Here is a 17,912-nt window from a genome sequence, read left to right as displayed (position 1 = left end):
AACAACCAGTGTTTTCCAAAACTATCTGTGAACAATTTCTAAACAAAAATAGAAAGATAGTTATAAAAATAAAAACTTATGAATAAATAAAAATGTTTAAAAATATAGAATAAAGTGTTGGTTTTTTTAAATATTCATTTGATTTTATTTTTATACGGTATTATAATGATAAATAATTCAAATAGATACGTGGAAAAAGGAGTTTTAAAATGAAAGAATACAAGGTAGGAATTGTTGGAGCAACAGGGTATGGAGGAGTAGAACTGATTCGTTTGTTAGCGAATCACCCGCATTTTCATGTTTATGCAGTTTATTCATCCTCTCAGGATGGGATGGAACTAGCAGAAGTTTATCCTCACCTTTCTAATACTGTATATACACTGCAAGATATAAACCCTAAGAACATGGCCAAAGAATTAGACTTAGTGTTTACAGCAACTCCGTCCGGTGTTTCTAGCAAACTTGTACCTCAATTAATAGAAGAAGGAATAAAAGTGGTAGATTTATCTGGAGATTTTAGATTAAAAACAGAAGCTCTTTATGAAAAGTGGTACAAAAAGCCTGCTGCAGCCGAAGCGTTTTTACAACAGTCCGTGTATGGGTTAGCGGAATGGTTTGCAGAAGAAGTTGAAAGCAGTACGTTCGTTGCGAACCCGGGTTGTTATCCAACAGCTACACTGCTTGGGCTAGCTCCTCTCGTTAGTAAACAAATGGTGAACTCAAACTCTATTATCATTGATGCAAAGTCCGGAATTTCAGGAGCAGGACGTGGTCTTTCGCAAATGGCTCATTATGCTGAAATCAATGAAAATATGAAAATATACAAAGTTAATCAGCATCAGCATATCCCAGAAATTGAATCTGTTTTAGAAAAGTGGGATGAGGAAATTGGCCATGTTACGTTCAGTACGCACTTAGTTCCAATGACGCGAGGGATTATGAGTACGATATACGCTGAACTTTCTGAAGAGAGCTCAGTACAAGAGCTTCATCAGCTATATGTAGATACATATCAAAACTCCCCATTCGTTCGCGTTCGAAAAGCTGGTGAATTTCCGTCTACTAAAGAAGTAAGTGCATCAAATTATTGCGATATTGGTATTGCATTTGACGAACGAACAAAGCGTGTCACGATTGTTTCTGTCATTGATAACTTAGTTAAAGGGGCAGCCGGTCAGGCCATTCAAAATGCCAATATCATGATGGGATTTGAACAGCAAACGGGTATTGGACTACTGCCTGTCTTCCCATAAAAGCACAGCATCACTAATCACGATAAAAGCAGGAGGGAACGTATAGTGATTACAGTTAAACAAACGAAAGAAAAGATAAAGAAAATAGAGAACGGTACAATTGTAACGCCGCTAGGTTTTTCAGCAGATGGCGTTCACGCTGGTTTACGTTATGCTAAAAAAGATTTAGGAGTTATTGTAAGTGATGTGCCAGCTAATTGCGCAGCTGTTTACACGCTTAATGCCTTCCAAGCAGCGCCTTTAGCTGTTACAAAAGAAAGTGTAGCAGTAGAGCAGAAGCTGCAAGCGATCGTTGTGAACAGCGCATGTGCAAATGCATGTACTGGAGAACAAGGATTAAAAGATGCATACCAAATGCGAAATACATGTGCAGAAAAGCTTAATATTCTACCTCATCATGTAGCGGTAGCTTCTACAGGGGTAATTGGAGAGCTTCTAGATATGGAAAAAATCGTGAAGGGCATTGGGTTATTAAGTCCTTCGTCGAACAAAGAAAAAGCAGAAGAATTTCAAACGGCTATTTTAACAACAGATACCGTAATGAAGTCAGCTTGCTATCAAACAGCCATTGACGGCAAAACGGTTACGATTGGCGGCACAGCGAAAGGATCAGGTATGATTCACCCGAATATGGCTACGATGCTTAGCTTTATCACAACGGATGCTAAGGTTGAAGCTTCAGTACTACAAGATGCGCTGGGTTCTATTACAAATAAAAGCTTTAATCAAATTACAGTAGATGGTGATACGTCTACGAATGATATGGTTGTTGTTTTAGCAAATGGAAAAGCTGATCACCAGTCGCTTACACCAGATCATCCTGAATGGACGTCATTTTATGAAGCACTGCGCTTGACGTGTGAAGATTTAGCCAAACAAATTGCACGCGACGGTGAAGGAGCAACAAAACTAATTGAAGTAAACGTATCTGGTGCTCATACAAACGAAGAGGCAAATGTGATTGCTAAACAAATTGTAGGCTCGAACTTAGTGAAAACGGCCATGTATGGAGCCGATGCCAATTGGGGACGAATTATTTGTTCAGTTGGCTACAGCGGCGTAGCGCTTAATCCAGAAGCAGTGAACGTTTCGTTAGGTGATATCCAAATGCTAAAAAACAGCCAGCCTGTTTCATTTAGTGAAGAAGAAGCAAAAGCTTATTTAGAAAATGATACGGTTGAAGTCTATGTTGACTTGCAGCAGGGAAATGGAATTGGCAAGGCGTGGGGCTGCGATTTGACTTACGATTATGTGAAAATCAACGCCAGTTATCGAACGTAAGGAGAGAGTGAAATGAGCAGTGAAAAAATCGTCGTTGTAAAATGCGGAGGCAGCATTATCAATCAGTTAACAAGCGCTTTTTTTGAAAGTATTCAGCAGTTAAAAGCGAGTGGATATCAGATCATTGTTGTGCACGGAGGCGGGCCTGATATTCAAGATACGCTTACCAAGCTTCACATTGAAACGGAATTTGTAGATGGGCTTCGAAAAACGTCCAAAGAAGCATTAGAAGTTGTGACGATGGTATTAGCAGGCAAAGTTAATAAGCATCTTGTAAAAGAACTACAAAAAGCGAACTTAAAAGCAGTAGGACTATCAGGAATTGATGGATCTTTGCTTAAAGCAGAGGCTATCGATGTTGAACGTCTAGGTTACGTTGGAGAAGTAAAAGGCGTAAACGATACATTATTAAAACAACTAACTGACAGTCAGTACATTCCGGTTATTTCTTCCATTGGAGCCGATGAAGAAGGTAATAGCTATAATATTAATGCTGACGTGGCAGCCGGAGCCGTTGCACAAGCAGTAAATGCTGAAAAGCTGATGTTTGTGACGGATGTAAAAGGTGTATTAAAGGATGGAGCATTGCTTCCTGAACTTACAAAGTCAGAGATTGATGCACTTATTGAAGAAAAAGTAATTTACGGCGGAATGATTCCAAAAGTGACATCAGCGGTAAATGCGTTATCTCCTTTACTTGAAGAAGTTCATATTATTAGCGGAACTGATGGATTTTTAGATAAGGAAGGAAAGCTGATTGGTACAGCAATTAAATATAGTGGAAAAGGTGGAGAAGATAGCGATGAGTTCATTGTTTCCAACATATCAACGGTTTGATATCCATGTGGAAGAGGCGCAAGGAACAAAATTAATAGATAACAAAGGAAATGAGTATTTAGATTTTATTTCAGGTATCGCTGTCTGTAACGTAGGCCATCGTCATCCTGATGTTCAAAAAGCGATCGAAGAGCAGTTAAATAAAGTGTGGCACGTGTCAAATTTATTTCATCAATCGATTCAAGAAGATGTAGCAGGTAAGCTTGTGGAACATTCAAACGGTGATGCAGTATTCTTCTGTAACAGCGGTGCAGAAGCCAACGAAGCGGCGATTAAATTAGCGCGCAAGTACACGCAAAAACATAAAATCATTACCTTTACAAAATCATTTCATGGACGTACATTTGCTACCATGACAGCTACAGGGCAGGCAAAAATTCATGATGGCTTCGGTCCTCTTGTTAATGAGTTTGTTTACGTGCCATACAATGATGAAGAAGCATTAAAACAGGAAATGGACGACAGCGTAGCAGCAATTATGGTTGAAGTCATTCAAGGAGAAGGCGGAGTTGTTCCAGGAACCGAAGCATTTTTATTAACTATTCAAGAGCTGTGTAAAAAGCACGAAGCACTGTTTATAGTCGATGAAGTGCAAACTGGAATCGGCAGAACAGGAAAACCATTTGCCTATCAGCATTTTAATGTGTCACCAGATATTATTACAGCAGCTAAAGGGTTAGGAAGCGGAATGCCGGTTGGTGCGATGATTGGAAAAGGCTATCTCAAAGAAGCGTTTGGACCTGGTACTCACGGAACAACCTTTGGAGGAAATCCAATTGCATTAGCTTCAGCTAAAGCAACTTTAAACATTATTTTTAACGAAGCATTTTTAGCAGAGGTTGCAGAAAAAAGCCTTTATTTTACCAACGCTTTGAAAAATAGCGTAGCAGATTATTCATTTGTAAAAGATGTTCGCGGAAAAGGTTTTATGATTGGAATTGAATGCGGAGAACATCAGTCGGCATTGCTTGCAGCAATGCGTGAAAAAGGATTGCTAGCACTGGGAGCAGGACCGCATGTAGTACGATTGCTGCCGCCTTTAACTGTAACAAAAGAAGAGTTAGACCAAGCGATTCATATCATTGAAGAAGCATTTAGCCAAACAAAAATTACTTCATAATACAAATTTTTTTGAATATGTTTGTATAAAAATTCTGTTTTATAAATAATTATTCGAAGAGGGATGCACAATGAACGGATATTTACACTTAGCAAACGGCGATTCGTTCGCCGGACACATTGAACATACAGCAACGCACCAGGCAGAAGGAGAAATTGTTTTCTTTACTGGAATGACTGGTTATCAAGAAGTTGTGACTGATCCATCTTACAAAGATCAAATTATCGTCTTTACGTACCCTTTGATTGGGAACTATGGTATCAATGAGAAAGATTATGAAAGCAAAAAGCCTCACGTAGCAGGCGTTGTCGTATACGAATGTTCAGATGAAGGGTTCCATTACGAAGCGATGTACAGCTTCAAACAATATTTAAAGAAATGGAACATTCCGCTTATTACACATGTGGATACGAGAGCGGTCGTAAAACGAATTCGAAAAGAAGGTACGATGCAATCTGCCTTTTCGGCATCTGCTGAGCCGCCAGCATTTACTGCTGAATGCGATGGATATGTAGTAAAAGAAGTGTCAACAAAAGAGCCTGTTACTTACGGAAACGGTGAAAAACACGTTGTATTAATGGACTTTGGCTATAAAAAATCAATTTTACAAGAGCTGCTAAATCGAGAGTGCAAAGTAACGGTTGTTCCTTATTCTACAAGCTCTTCAAAAGTAAAAGAGCTGCAGCCGGATGGCATTGTCTTATCAAACGGACCTGGAGATCCAACTCAAGTAAGCAGTCAGCTGGATGAATTAAAAGAAATTATTTCAGCGTATCCAACTTTGGGAATTTGCTTTGGACATCAGTTAATTGGGCTTGCTTTTGGGGCAGAAACCAAAAAGCTGGCGTTCGGTCACCGAGGAGCTAATCAGCCTGTAATTGATTTAACGACTAACAAAGTGTGTATGACGTCTCAAAACCATAGCTATGTCGTAGATGAACAGACGATTACGTCTACGCCATTAAGCGTTCGATTTAAAAATGTGAATGACGGATCGGTTGAAGGTTTAATGCATAAAGACCTTCCTGTTATTTCGGTTCAATATCATCCAGAAGCACATCCTGGACCAAGTGACAGCACGTATATCTTTGATGAATTTATGACGAAAGTACAGCAAGTAGGGAGCGGAAAAGTATATGCCTAAAGACCAAACATTAAAAAAGATTTTAGTAATCGGATCAGGACCAATCGTAATTGGGCAAGCAGCAGAATTTGATTATTCAGGAACTCAGGCATGCTTGTCATTAAAAGAAGAAGGTTATGAAGTTATCTTAATCAATAATAATCCAGCTACGATTATGACGGACACTCACGTAGCAGATCGAATCTATTTTGAACCATTAACAGTAGACTGCGTAGAGAAAATTATTGCAAAAGAAAAGCCGGATGGTTTGTTAGCTACATTAGGCGGACAGACGGGTTTAAACTTAGCCCTTGAGCTTCATGAACAAAATATTTTGCCAAAATACGATGTGAAACTTTTAGGAACACCGATTGAATCAATCAAAAAAGGTGAAAGCCGTGAAGAGTTCCGTGCATTAATGAATGAACTAAATGAACCGGTGCCGGAAAGTGAAGTTGTCACAAAAGTAGAAGAAGCATTAGCTTTTGCCGAGAAAATTGGTTTTCCTGTTATTGTACGTCCTGCTTATACGTTAGGCGGAACGGGCGGAGGAATTGCTCATTCTATGGAAGAACTTGAAAAACTTTCAGCGTCAGGTTTACGTGAAAGTGCTATTACTCAATGCTTAATTGAAAAAAGCATCGCTGGATTTAAAGAGGTTGAGTACGAGGTTATGCGTGACGAGAACAATACGTGCATTACAATTTGTAACATGGAAAATATTGATCCCGTGGGTGTTCATACTGGAGATTCGGTAGTTGTTGCTCCTTCTCAAACGTTAACCGACGTGGAATATCAAATGCTTCGTTCGGCTTCAGTTAAAATTATTTCATCGCTTGGCATTATTGGAGGTTGCAACATTCAGTTTGCGCTTGATCCAAAAAGCAAGCAGTACTATTTAATTGAAGTAAATCCGCGTGTGAGCCGTTCGTCTGCTCTTGCATCAAAAGCAACGGGCTATCCGATTGCTAAAATTGCTGCAAAACTATCAGTAGGCTACACGCTTCATGAGTTATTAAATCCTGTAACAGGAGACACATATGCAAGCTTCGAACCAGCTCTTGACTATGTAGTAGTGAAATTTCCAAGATGGCCGTTTGACAAGTTTTTCTACGCGGAGAGAACGCTTGGCACGCAAATGAAAGCAACTGGAGAAGTAATGGCTATTGACCGTAACTTTACACGTAGCTTCCAAAAGGCACTGTCTTCTTTAGAAATTGATTTACAAGGATTGGAAGTAGAAGAACTGCAAGAACTTTCAACGGATGAATTAAAAAGCAAGCTTGGCGAACAAAGCGATGAGCGTATTTTTGTTATCCTTGAGCTTTTACGTCGCGGTACAACGCCTGAGTATATCCATGAAGTAACGCAAATTGATTATTTCTATTTAACACACTTTACGCAGCTGATTAAAATGGAAGCCTCTTTGAAGGAAGTACGTTTTGATTCCATTACAGCTGAACACTTCAAGCAAGTGAAGGAGCATGGTTTTACAGATGCGTATCTAGCAAGCGTATGGAACGTGCCAGAGCTTGACGTAAGAGCGAAACGTAAAGCACTACATATTACGCCAAGCTACAAAATGGTAGATACATGTGCAGCGGAGTTCGAATCCTCTACGGCTTATTTCTACTCTAGTTATTATGGCGAGAGTGAGATTGAACCATCAACGAATAAAAAAGTTGCGATTATCGGTTCTGGACCGATTCGTATCGGCCAAGGAGTAGAATTTGACTACAGCTCTGTACACGGTGTGTTAGCTCTTGAAAAAGAAGGATACGAAACAATTTTAATTAACAACAATCCAGAAACGGTAAGTACGGATTTTGAAGTAGCAGACCGCTTATATTTTGAACCTGTAACAGTAGAAGATGTGCTAAACGTTCTTGATGCTGAAAATGTGACGGATGTAATTGTTCAATACGGAGGTCAAACGGCTATTTCGCTTGTTAAAGGGCTAGAAGAAGCTGGCGTCAATTTACTAGGGATTACAAATGATGTTATTGATGCACTTGAAGATCGCGACCTGTTTTATAAGCTCTTAGACGACTGTGATATTCCGCATATCCCAGGTGAAATGGCGAAAGATGAGCAAGAACTTGTACAAAAAGCAAAAGCTATGGGATTCCCATTACTTATTCGTCCTTCTTACGTCATTGGCGGAAAAGGAATGCTGACAATTCAAAATGAAACGGAGCTGCAGGCTTGTTTACCAGCTATTAAAGCGTCTCATTTCCCAATGCTTATTGATGCTTACTTCCCTGGAAAAGAAGCAGAAATTGATGTTGTAGCAGACGGAAAAGATGTGTTGATTCCGACAATCGTTGAACATATTGAAAAAGCCGGCGTTCATTCAGGAGACAGCTATGCGCTTTTACCAGCAAAAACAGTAGAAGCAGCACATAAAGAAAAAATGGTGAGCTACGCTCAAAAAATTGTAAACAAACTTCAATATAAAGGGATTATGAATATCCAATATGTTATTTACAACGATGAAGTCTACATGCTGGAAGTTAATCCGCGTGCCAGCCGTACAGTGCCTGTAGTAAGCAAAGTGTGCAACACGCCGCTTGTTTCGCTATCAACTCAAATATTGCTTGGGAAATCATTGTCGGAAATTAGCGAGAAGCTAGGTTTATTGCCGGATCCGGCTTATACAACTATTAAGTTTCCAGTGTTTTCGACAAGTAAATTATCAGGAGTTGATCCGCTTGTTGGACCAGAAATGAAGTCAACTGGTGAAGGAATTGCGATTTCTTCAACGATTGAAGAAGCAGCAAAAAAAGTATTCCATCAGTATGTGTTAAGTAAAAAAGGTGCTGCAGAAGTGTATATTAACGGAGAAGCACAGGGCCTTGAAGAACTTGCGCAAAGCGCGGGATTAACTCTTGTTAAAGATAAAGAAGTTAGTGAATGGGTAAAAACGAAAGAAGCTTTATTATATGTAAGTTTACAGCCTGAAGATAAAGAAAGCCGTATGTCAGCATTAAAACACGGTTTAATGGTTATGACGGAGGCAGAAACGGCTTCGCTATTTTTCCAATCGTTCCAAGTCGATGAATATCACGTTTCATCACTACAAGAATGGTTTCAAAAAACTAAAAAGGAAGTGACAGTATCATGAGTACAGTATCGGTAAATACGAATTTAAAGGGAAAAGATTTGCTTACGCTTAAAGATTTATCATCAGACGATATTATGTCACTTTTAGAAAGCGCCATTGAGCTGAAAGAAAAGCATAAAAATGGTGAAATCGTCACATCGTTAAAAGGAAAAACGCTGGGGCTCATTTTTGAAAAATCTTCAACAAGAACAAGAGTCTCATTTGAAGCGGGAATGATGCAGCTTGGAGGAAACGCCCTCTTTTTAAGCAGCCAGGATTTACAAATTGGACGCGGAGAAACGATTGCTGATACAGCACGCGTACTATCTGAATTCATCGATGCTATCATGATTCGTACGTTTGAACATAGCAAGATCGAAGAGCTTGCAGATTACGCATCCATTCCCGTTATTAATGGTTTGACAGATGATTATCATCCTTGTCAGGCTCTAGCTGATTTATTAACGATTTACGAGCACAAGAAATCATTTGATGGGCTAAAAGTAGCTTATGTTGGAGACGGAAATAATGTAGCGCATTCCTTAATGATTGCATGTGCAAAAATGGGAATAGATATTTCAATTGGATGCCCTGACGGATATGAGCCAAAAGACTTTGTAACAGCTTATGTTAATGAAGTAGCTGCTAAAACGGGTGCGAAGGTTACGATTACAAAAGATCCTGTAGAGGCTGTAAAAAATGCCGATGCTATTTATGCAGACGTGTGGACAAGTATGGGACAGGAAGAAGAAGCACAGCAGCGCTTGAAAATATTTGCTCCTTATCAAGTCAATGAAGAGCTAGCTGCCCATGCGAAGTCAGACTATTTATTTCTCCACTGCTTGCCTGCGCATCGTGAAGAAGAAGTGACAGCAAGCATTATTGACGGACCAAATTCGGTTGTTTTCCAGCAGGCTGGAAATCGTATGCATGTACAAAAGGCCTTGCTTCAAGCAATTTTAGGCTAAGAAAAAAACCTTTCTGAGAATATCAGAAAGGTTTTTTTGTTTAAAGGGAATTAATTGTGGGAACACCAGTTGTATACTAAACAGAACGAAAGGTGATTTATGATGAAAGTATTAGTTGTTGGAGCAAACGGAACAACGGGAAAACAAGTGGTAGAAAAAGTCGCAAACAGCAAGCAGCATGAAGCTTATGCGATGATTCGCGACGAAAAACAAGCAGACGCTTTAAAAAAGCTGGGCGCTAACGTTGTACTTGGTGACTTGGAGCAAGATGTTTCAGATGCTTTAAGAGGTATGGATGCTGTCATATTTGCAGCAGGTTCTGGAGGACATACGGGAGACGAAAAAACAATCGCTGTGGATCAAAACGGTGCTAAAAATATCATTGATGAAGCAAAAAATCAAGGTGTGAAGCGCTTTGTTATGTTAAGTTCAATGGGAACAGATGCACCTGAACAAGGACCAGAAGGCTTACAACTTTACCTGCGTGCTAAAGCGATAGCGGATGAATACTTAAAGCAGTCTAATCTGCAATATACAATTGTACGACCAGGAACTTTATCGAATGATTCAGCTACTGGAAAAATTGATATCAATAATGATATTGAAGATAAATCTCAGACGATTCCTCGAGCAGATGTAGCAACCGTGCTTGTAGAATGCCTAAACGAAGAAGCTACGATAGGAAAAACGTTTGAAATGTTAGCCGGAGAAACTGAAATTGAACAAGCTATTAAATTTACTCATTGATACAAAAGGGCAGATCTAAAGGTCTGCTCTTTTCTGTTCTGTTCCTAATATGAAAACATCTCCATTATGAAACGGAAATCTTAAGGGAATAGTATAGGAGAACATTTCATTTCAGGAATGAGGAGGCAGGACAATGGGACAAAATCGTCATTTCACACCGGGTCAAAAAGCTCCTAATAACGGAGTGTATATTGAAATTGGTGAAACAGGAAGCAACGTAAATAATCCTCAAAAGGTTAAATTAAAAGCAGGAGAGCGTTTTCCAGAGACGGCAAACGATGATCGCCACTGGACATACATGCGCAAGCCTTAAATAGTAAAAAAATAAAGAAGCCATTCTAAATTGAATGGCTTTACTTGTTTTCCCATTGCTGGGTATAATGAAATAAAGGTCAATAAAGGTCAAATGTATCGAAGGAGGATGTTCAATGGACATAAATAAAATGACCCAAAAATTGCAAGAAGGCGTGATGGAAGCGCAGTCCGAAGCTATTAAACGAAATCAGCAGGAAGTGGATATTGCTCATTTGCTTTATACGCTTATTCATCAGCAAGATGGTATTGCTCCTCGCATATTAGATCATTTACATATAGATCATCAATCTTTTCAGCAGCAGGTAAATCAACTGCTTGCGAAAAAACCTGCTGTTACAGGAAGTGGAGCTGAAGCAGGGAAAGTTTATATTACAAATAAACTCCAGCAGCTGTTTGTCAAAGCTCAAGAAGAAGCATCTCGTCTGCAAGATGATTATGTTTCAGTTGAGCACATCTTTTTAGCCTTAGCACAGGAACCGTCTTCTAGTGAATATGGCAAGTTATTTTCAAGTCACGGTATAACAAAAAAAGCTTTGCAAGATGTGCTTACTAGCCTTCGAGGAAATCAGCGAATTACAAGTCAAAATCCGGAAGTTACATATGAAGCGTTAGCTAAATATGGAAGAGACTTAGTGGCAGAAGTACGAGCAGGGAACATTGATCCAGTCATTGGACGAGACGGAGAAATTCGCCGCGTTATCCGCATTTTATCGCGAAAAACAAAAAACAATCCAGTTTTGATTGGAGAACCTGGCGTTGGTAAAACAGCGATTGTTGAAGGTCTAGCACAGCGAATTGTTCGTAGAGATGTGCCTGAAGGATTAAAAGATAAAACCATCTTCTCATTAGATATGGGAGCTTTAGTAGCAGGAGCGAAGTTCAGAGGCGAATTTGAAGAGCGTTTAAAAGCTGTTCTTCAAGAAGTTAAGAAAAGCAACGGTCAAATTCTTTTATTTATTGACGAACTTCATACAATCGTTGGAGCAGGTCGTACGGACGGAGCGATGGATGCAGGGAATATTTTAAAACCAATGCTTGCTAGAGGAGAACTTCACTGTATAGGAGCTACAACTCTTGATGAGTATCGTCAGTATATTGAAAAAGATCCAGCTCTTGAAAGACGCTTTCAACAGGTGCTGGTTGAAGAACCTTCAGTAGAAGATACAATCTCTATCTTACGTGGTTTAAAAGAACGATTTGAAATTCATCACGGTGTAAATATTCATGACCGGGCGATTGTTTCAGCAGCGGTTATGTCGGATCGTTATATCTCAGATCGCTTTTTACCTGATAAAGCAATTGATTTAATTGATGAAGCATGCGCAACTATTCGAACAGAAATTGATTCGATGCCATCAGAATTAGATGAAGTAACGCGACGTGTCATGCAGCTTGAAATTGAAGAAGCGGCATTAAGTAAAGAAACAGATCAAGCAAGCATCACAAGGTTAGAGGCAATTCGAAAAGAAGTCTCTGATTTAAAAGAACGTGCAGATACAATGAAGCTGCAGTGGGAAAAAGAAAAGCAGTCGATTCAAACGGTGCAAGATGTCCGGGAGCAGCTTGAAAAAGCGAAGCGAGACCTAGAAGAAGCTGAAGGGAAATATGATTTAAATAAAGCAGCCGAACTTCGCCACGGACGCATTCCAGCTCTTGAAAAAGAACTAAAACAGCTGGAAGAAACAGCTGCTGAAAAAGCACAAGAAAACCGTTTGTTAAGAGAAGAAGTAACGGAAGAAGAAATTGCTGAAATTGTAGGAAGATGGACGGGAATTCCGGTGTCGAAACTAGTTGAAGGAGAAAGAGAAAAGCTGTTGAAGCTTGAGTCAATTTTACAGCAGCGTGTGATTGGACAGGACGAAGCCGTATCCTTAGTTACAGATGCTGTGATTCGCGCAAGGGCAGGCATTAAAGACCCGAACCGCCCAATTGGATCATTTATTTTCCTAGGACCTACCGGAGTAGGAAAAACGGAGCTAGCCAAAACGTTGGCACATTCGTTATTTGACAGTGAAGAACAAATGGTTCGTATTGATATGTCTGAATACATGGAAAAGCATGCGGTCTCTAGGCTTATAGGAGCGCCTCCTGGCTATGTAGGGTATGAAGAAGGCGGACAGCTAACGGAAGCGGTGAGACGCAAGCCTTATTCAGTCGTTTTGTTAGATGAAATTGAAAAAGCTCATCCTGAAGTATTTAACGTGCTCCTTCAAATACTAGATGATGGAAGAGCAACAGATTCAAAAGGAAAAGTCATTGATTTTAAAAATACGGTCATTATTATGACGTCAAATATTGGTTCTCAATTTCTATTAGATGGTTTAACAAGTGAAGGCGAGATTACTGAAAAAGCCAGAGAGCAAGTGATGGCTCAATTAAGACAGCATTTTCGCCCAGAATTTTTAAATCGAGTAGACGACACGATTTTATTCAAACCGCTAACTGTTCATGAAGTAAAGGGAATTATTGATAAGCTATTGCTTCAGCTTGAAAAGCGTTTATCCGATCGTCATATTTCGTTAATGTTAACAGAAGAAGCAAAAAATCATATTGCGGCCTCCGGGTTTGATCCGGTATACGGAGCGCGCCCTTTAAAAAGGTTTATTCAAAAATATATTGAAACAAAAATTGCCAGAGAATTAATTGCAGGGCAAATTGAAGATTATAGTCAAGTGACAGTTGATGTAAAAGATGATGAGTTTGTTGTCAGCGTATAAGTTTTCTCAAAAGGCCATTCATGATAATTTGAATGGTCTTTTTTTGCTATTAAGAGCAGCATCCCTTTTAAAATAAATAAAAAAAATACGTGAGAGCTAAGCGTAAAAACTTATTCAGTTTTAGGTTGTAGAATATATCTAATTCATTTATGATAATACAAAATGGGCAAAGGAGCATGAATGAGCACATGAAGGACCGTATAGAGCTTATATATGACGAAGCATACGATTTTATAGATCAGGCATTAACTAAAATAAGAGCGCTGGATAAAAATGATCTTCAAGCTGAAAATGAAGAAGTGCAGGAAAAGGCAGAACGGACAGAGTTTGCACTTCAAGCTGCACGAGATATTTTAGAAAATATGATTATCCCGGGTAAAAAATTGACTTTTATTTACGAAAAAGGTTCTGTGGTAGTAGAAATTCCCGATAAAAAATAAAAACGACTTCCTTTTATGGAAGTCGTTTTTATTTTGGTAATGCAAAGTGTTCATCAATGGATGCATCACTTTTTCGATACTGCCCGGGTGTCATATTGGTTGTTTTACGAAATACTTTTGTTAAATAATTGGCATTTGCATAGCCGACGTTTTCAGCAATTTCTTCGATTGAATACTTGGTTTGATGCAATAGCTCGGCCGCTTTTTGAATGCGAAGCTTCGTTAAATATTGAATCGGCGTAATCCCTGTTGTTTGTTTGAATAACCGGCTAAAATGATAGCGAGATAAATGAGCTGCATCTGCCATTTCATCCGGACCGATTTCTTCATGATAATGATTGCGGGCAAATAAAATAGAGCTAATGATACTTTCAGGCCAATCCTCTGTAAAACTGTCCATGCTTTTAATATATTGATACAGCTCCATTACAAAGCGGTAAGATAAGCTTGAGGCATGAAATGGATCTGCTATATGTTTTTCACTTGCCCTCTTATATATCTGAGCAAGCAGCTGAACAGGTGCTGATTCAGGGTGAAATCGAATTACAGGGGAGTGGGTTGACTGAATATAATCCCAGCATTTTTGTACTTCATCTCCGTATAATGTAAGAAAAATAAACTCCCAGTTTTCACTTTCCTTTGGTAAGTAATAGCGATAATTTCCAGGTATATTGACGATGAATGCTTTTCCAGCATCCACTTTATATTCTTGTCCATCTATTTCAATCATCCCGTACCCAGAAACCGTGTATTGAAAAATATATTTTCCTACATCTTTTCGCTGATTTCCGCTCCAGTTATAAAGGGGCGAGAAAACTTCATCCCATCCAACCGACCAGAGCTGCGCAACTTCGTTTGTGCGGGATTCTAAAAACCTGTATGCGTACGTTGAATATTCTTGAGCTTGGAAATGTGAGAGCAAATTTTCACCTTCTTTTTGAAATAAAGTAGTACTTAATTCTTACTTTAACGTAATCGCTTTCATTTTTCTATAATTTTTTGAAAATATCATGATTATTTTTAGTGAATGTCTCTAAATCTATTATTTTCTTATAATTTGCAAGTCAAGGCTCCCATGAAGATAACACCTTTTTGGCGCAAGAGCAGTTCATCATCAATTTAAAAGAATCATTTTTAAAGTGATAAGCAAAAAAGTACCGATTATCGATAGGAATTTTACCATTGAGGCAAGGAAAATTGGACTTTACAATGTACATATGAATCCGTTTCCAAAAAACTACTTAAAATAGGTGATAATAAATGCTGGAAAAATTAATCGAAGAGTTCAAACAAATATTTCATTCGTCAGAAGCTATTCGCTGCTTTTTTGCACCAGGGCGTGTCAATTTAATTGGAGAACATACTGATTATAATGGAGGGCATGTTTTTCCTTGTTCATTGAGTATAGGAACGTATGCGGTAGTACAAAAACGTCATGATCGAAAAATACGTATGTACTCTAAAAACTTCTCTGAAGCAGGCGTTATTGAATCCTCTTTAGAGCAATTAACGTACAAAACCGAGGATGATTGGGCTAATTATCCAAAAGGAGTAATGGACACCTTTAAAAAGCACGGATATGATCTTCCTTTTGGTTTTGATATCTTGTTTTTCGGCAACATTCCTAACGGAGCAGGGCTTTCATCGTCGGCATCAATTGAGTTAGTCACATGCGTACTTTTAAATAAAATTCTTGAATTGAATATTGATATGATGGACCTTGTAAAAATGGCGCAGCAAGCTGAAAATGAATTTATCGGCGTAAGCTGCGGGATTATGGATCAGTTTGCAATTGGAATGGGAAAAGAAAATCAAGCCGTATTGTTAAACTGCCAGACTCTTGAATACCAGTATAGCCCGCTGCAGTTAACAGATGCTGTGCTCGTTATTTCTAACACAAATAAGCGAAGAGGGCTGGCAGATTCAAAATATAATGAGCGCCGTATGGAGTGTGAAAGAGCACTATCAGATTTGCAAACTTCACTTTCCATTGATTCGCTTGGTGATTTAACGAAAGAACAATTTGAAAAGCACAAATCTTTAATACAAAAAGAAGTAGATTGTAAGCGCGCTAAACATGCGGTATATGAAAATGAACGCACAAAAGAAGCGGTTGCTAAATTGCAAAACGGCGATTTAAAAGGATTTGGTCAATTGATGAATGAGTCGCACTGTTCGCTGCGAGATGACTATGAAGTAAGTGGAAAAGAATTAGATGCTCTTGTAGAAGCAGCCTGGTTGCAAGAAGGTGTGATTGGATCACGCATGACGGGTGCAGGCTTTGGCGGCTGTACAATCAGTATCGTAAAAAAAGCACAGGTTGATAGATTTATTGAAGAAGTAAAAGACGCTTATTATAAGCAAACGAGTTTAGAAGCTGAATTTTATGTGGTTACGGTTGGAGAAGGAGCGCGTGAACTCACATTAGAAGCAGTATAAGAGAAAACAGATAGAGAAAGGAACGAGTGTATGTCAGTCAACATTCATGAAGAAATCACCCGACTTATTCAATATGGTTTACAAAAGAATCTAGTAACAAAATGGGATATAGATGTGGTGAGAAATAAACTGCTGGAAGTGTTAGAACTCGACGAATGTATTACGGTAGAAGTTAAAGAAGAACGTTTGGAACATCCAGCTGCTATTTTAGATAACATGCTTGATTGGGCTGCCGAAAACAATCGAATCGCCGATAATTCTATCACATATAGAGATTTATTCGATACCAAAATAATGGGATGCTTTGCAAGCATGCCTTCAGAGGTTAATCGAACCTTTTACGATCACTATCAGCAAAACCCTCAAAAAGCCACAAGCTATTATTATAAGCTGTCAAAAGACATTCACTATATTCGCAGAGATCGAATTGCTAAAAACGAAAGATGGGTAACAAACACTGACTTTGGAGAACTTGAAATTACTATCAACTTATCTAAGCCGGAAAAAGATCCAAAAGCAATTGCAGCAAGCAAATCACTGAAAGAAAGCAACTACCCGCTATGCCTGCTCTGTAAAGAAAATGCTGGCTATGCAGGCCGCATTAACCACCCAGCTCGCCAAAATCACCGGATTATCCCTGTGGAATTGCAGGAAGAGCTGTGGTACATGCAGTTTTCACCTTACGTTTATTATAATGAACATGCCATTGTTTTTGCGAGTGAGCATACACCTATGCATATTTCAAAGCAAACGTTTAAGCGGCTGCTTGCCTTCGTTGAACAATTCCCACATTATTTTTTAGGGTCAAATGCAGATTTACCCATCGTAGGAGGATCTATTTTAACGCATGATCACTTTCAAGGAGGCTATCATGAGTTTCCTATGGCTAAAGCAAGAATAAATAAATTGTTCTCTCTTGAAGCGCATCCAAACGTGAAAGCTGGAATTGTTCATTGGCCAATGTCGGTCGTTCGTCTTCAAAGTTCGCACCTTGCACCATTAGTGGAAGCAGCGGATTTCATTTTGAAGAAATGGAAATCATATAGTGATCAAAGTGCTGGTATTTTAGCTTTTACAGATCAAACTCCTCACAATACGGTCACGCCTATTGCTAGGAAAAGAGGGGATTTGTACGAATTAGATTTAGTACTGCGAAACAATCGAACAAACAGCAAGCATCCAGATGGCATTTATCATCCGCATGCAGAAGTTCATCATATCAAAAAAGAGAACATAGGTTTAATTGAAGTAATGGGGCTTGCGGTTTTACCCGGTCGTTTGAAAGACGAAATGAGTCTAGTGGCCAAAGGGTTAGTTCAGAATAACCTGAGTGAAGTAGCCAGCAGGCATGATCAAGTGAAAAAACACGTGAAGTGGGCTGAACACATCAAGAAAAAATATCCGCATATTGAAGTGGAAAATGTCCAAAGCATTCTTCAACAAGAGCTCGGTTTGATCTTTGCGACTATTTTAGAGCATGCAGGTGTGTTTAAACAAACTGCTGAAGGGCAGCTCGCATTCAGTCGTTTTATGAATTCGTTAAATGAAGCGTAAATCATTAATAAAAAC

14 protein-coding genes are annotated in these 17,912 nt (G+C 39.0%); 13 read left to right on the top strand and 1 reads right to left on the bottom strand.

What is annotated here, in order from left to right; translation table 11 throughout:
- The first annotated feature begins 209 nt into the window (after positions 1 to 209).
- The 11 genes from argC to ACH6EI_RS21050 all read left to right on the top strand — a co-directional run bounded on the left by argC (position 210) and on the right by ACH6EI_RS21050 (position 13,904).
- Positions 210 to 1,253, top strand: coding sequence for an N-acetyl-gamma-glutamyl-phosphate reductase (gene argC, locus ACH6EI_RS21100; protein WP_098113544.1), 1,044 nt, complete (start codon positions 210 to 212; stop codon positions 1,251 to 1,253).
- A 45-nt stretch (positions 1,254 to 1,298) separates the two neighbouring features.
- Entirely contained in the window at positions 1,299 to 2,534 is a 1,236-nt protein-coding gene (gene argJ / locus ACH6EI_RS21095; RefSeq protein WP_033578034.1) for a bifunctional ornithine acetyltransferase/N-acetylglutamate synthase, read from the top strand.
- Between the two features lie 12 nt (positions 2,535 to 2,546).
- A complete protein-coding gene (gene argB, locus ACH6EI_RS21090; RefSeq protein ID WP_033578035.1) occupies positions 2,547 to 3,371 on the top strand; it encodes an acetylglutamate kinase in 825 nt (274 codons plus the stop codon).
- A complete protein-coding gene (locus ACH6EI_RS21085; protein WP_028412386.1) occupies positions 3,337 to 4,491 on the top strand; it encodes an acetylornithine transaminase in 1,155 nt (384 codons plus the stop codon). Before argB ends, ACH6EI_RS21085 begins: the two co-directional genes overlap by 35 nt.
- 70 nt (positions 4,492 to 4,561) lie before the next feature.
- On the top strand, positions 4,562 to 5,635 hold the full coding sequence (locus tag ACH6EI_RS21080) for a carbamoyl phosphate synthase small subunit (RefSeq protein WP_028412385.1): 1,074 nt from the start codon (positions 4,562 to 4,564) through the stop codon (positions 5,633 to 5,635).
- On the top strand, positions 5,628 to 8,738 hold the full coding sequence (locus tag ACH6EI_RS21075; protein ID WP_098113543.1) for a carbamoyl-phosphate synthase (glutamine-hydrolyzing) large subunit: 3,111 nt from the start codon (positions 5,628 to 5,630) through the stop codon (positions 8,736 to 8,738). Before ACH6EI_RS21080 ends, ACH6EI_RS21075 begins: the two co-directional genes overlap by 8 nt.
- Positions 8,735 to 9,685, top strand: a complete 951-nt coding sequence (gene argF, locus ACH6EI_RS21070; protein ID WP_028412383.1) for an ornithine carbamoyltransferase — start codon at positions 8,735 to 8,737, stop codon at positions 9,683 to 9,685. Before ACH6EI_RS21075 ends, argF begins: the two co-directional genes overlap by 4 nt.
- Before the next feature lie 102 nt (positions 9,686 to 9,787).
- Positions 9,788 to 10,432, top strand: a complete 645-nt coding sequence (locus tag ACH6EI_RS21065; RefSeq protein ID WP_028412382.1) for an SDR family oxidoreductase — start codon at positions 9,788 to 9,790, stop codon at positions 10,430 to 10,432.
- 133 nt (positions 10,433 to 10,565) lie between these two features.
- Entirely contained in the window at positions 10,566 to 10,745 is a 180-nt protein-coding gene (locus ACH6EI_RS21060) for a YjzC family protein (RefSeq protein ID WP_013055394.1), read from the top strand.
- Positions 10,746 to 10,860: 115 nt separating this feature from the next.
- Positions 10,861 to 13,464 carry an ATP-dependent chaperone ClpB gene (gene clpB, locus ACH6EI_RS21055; protein WP_098113542.1) on the top strand — a complete coding sequence of 868 codons (2,604 nt, stop codon included), beginning with the start codon at positions 10,861 to 10,863 and terminating at the stop codon, positions 13,462 to 13,464.
- 188 nt (positions 13,465 to 13,652) lie between these two features.
- Entirely contained in the window at positions 13,653 to 13,904 is a 252-nt protein-coding gene (locus ACH6EI_RS21050; protein ID WP_014461601.1) for a hypothetical protein, read from the top strand.
- Positions 13,905 to 13,932: 28 nt separating this feature from the next.
- Here the strand turns inward: ACH6EI_RS21050 and ACH6EI_RS21045 are convergent, their stop codons facing one another.
- Entirely contained in the window at positions 13,933 to 14,826 is an 894-nt protein-coding gene (locus tag ACH6EI_RS21045; RefSeq protein WP_013081740.1) for a helix-turn-helix domain-containing protein, read from the bottom strand.
- Positions 14,827 to 15,164: 338 nt separating this feature from the next.
- Here ACH6EI_RS21045 and ACH6EI_RS21040 point away from each other — a divergent pair, with 338 nt between their 5' ends.
- Both ACH6EI_RS21040 and galT read left to right on the top strand, forming a co-directional pair.
- Positions 15,165 to 16,343, top strand: a complete 1,179-nt coding sequence (locus ACH6EI_RS21040; RefSeq protein ID WP_098113541.1) for a galactokinase — start codon at positions 15,165 to 15,167, stop codon at positions 16,341 to 16,343.
- A gap of 30 nt (positions 16,344 to 16,373) precedes the next feature.
- Positions 16,374 to 17,897 (top strand): UDP-glucose--hexose-1-phosphate uridylyltransferase, encoded by a 1,524-nt coding sequence (gene galT / locus ACH6EI_RS21035; RefSeq protein ID WP_033578040.1) that lies wholly within the window; start codon positions 16,374 to 16,376, stop codon positions 17,895 to 17,897.
- Positions 17,898 to 17,912 lie beyond the last annotated feature (15 nt).

Origin of the sequence: Priestia sp. JSM ZJ58, from assembly GCF_044383985.1 — a bacterium.
Lineage (GTDB): Bacteria > Bacillota > Bacilli > Bacillales > Bacillaceae_H > Priestia > Priestia zanthoxyli.
Note: the sequence above shows the minus strand (reverse complement) of the source record. Positions and strands in the feature narration are given on the sequence as shown.

What these genes read in the sequence shown, in the direction of transcription:
- argC (WP_098113544.1), top strand. Translation starts at nt 210, where the DNA reads ATGAAAGAATACAAGGTAGGAATTGTTGGAGCAACAGGGTATGGAGGA.
- argB (WP_033578035.1), top strand. Translation starts at nt 2,547, where the DNA reads ATGAGCAGTGAAAAAATCGTCGTTGTAAAATGCGGAGGCAGCATTATC.
- ACH6EI_RS21085 (WP_028412386.1), top strand. Translation starts at nt 3,337, where the DNA reads ATGAGTTCATTGTTTCCAACATATCAACGGTTTGATATCCATGTGGAA.
- ACH6EI_RS21080 (WP_028412385.1), top strand. Translation starts at nt 4,562, where the DNA reads ATGAACGGATATTTACACTTAGCAAACGGCGATTCGTTCGCCGGACAC.
- ACH6EI_RS21075 (WP_098113543.1), top strand. Translation starts at nt 5,628, where the DNA reads ATGCCTAAAGACCAAACATTAAAAAAGATTTTAGTAATCGGATCAGGA.
- argF (WP_028412383.1), top strand. Translation starts at nt 8,735, where the DNA reads ATGAGTACAGTATCGGTAAATACGAATTTAAAGGGAAAAGATTTGCTT.
- ACH6EI_RS21065 (WP_028412382.1), top strand. Translation starts at nt 9,788, where the DNA reads ATGAAAGTATTAGTTGTTGGAGCAAACGGAACAACGGGAAAACAAGTG.
- ACH6EI_RS21060 (WP_013055394.1), top strand. Translation starts at nt 10,566, where the DNA reads ATGGGACAAAATCGTCATTTCACACCGGGTCAAAAAGCTCCTAATAAC.
- clpB (WP_098113542.1), top strand. Translation starts at nt 10,861, where the DNA reads ATGGACATAAATAAAATGACCCAAAAATTGCAAGAAGGCGTGATGGAA.
- ACH6EI_RS21050 (WP_014461601.1), top strand. Translation starts at nt 13,653, where the DNA reads ATGAAGGACCGTATAGAGCTTATATATGACGAAGCATACGATTTTATA.
- ACH6EI_RS21040 (WP_098113541.1), top strand. Translation starts at nt 15,165, where the DNA reads ATGCTGGAAAAATTAATCGAAGAGTTCAAACAAATATTTCATTCGTCA.
- galT (WP_033578040.1), top strand. Translation starts at nt 16,374, where the DNA reads ATGTCAGTCAACATTCATGAAGAAATCACCCGACTTATTCAATATGGT.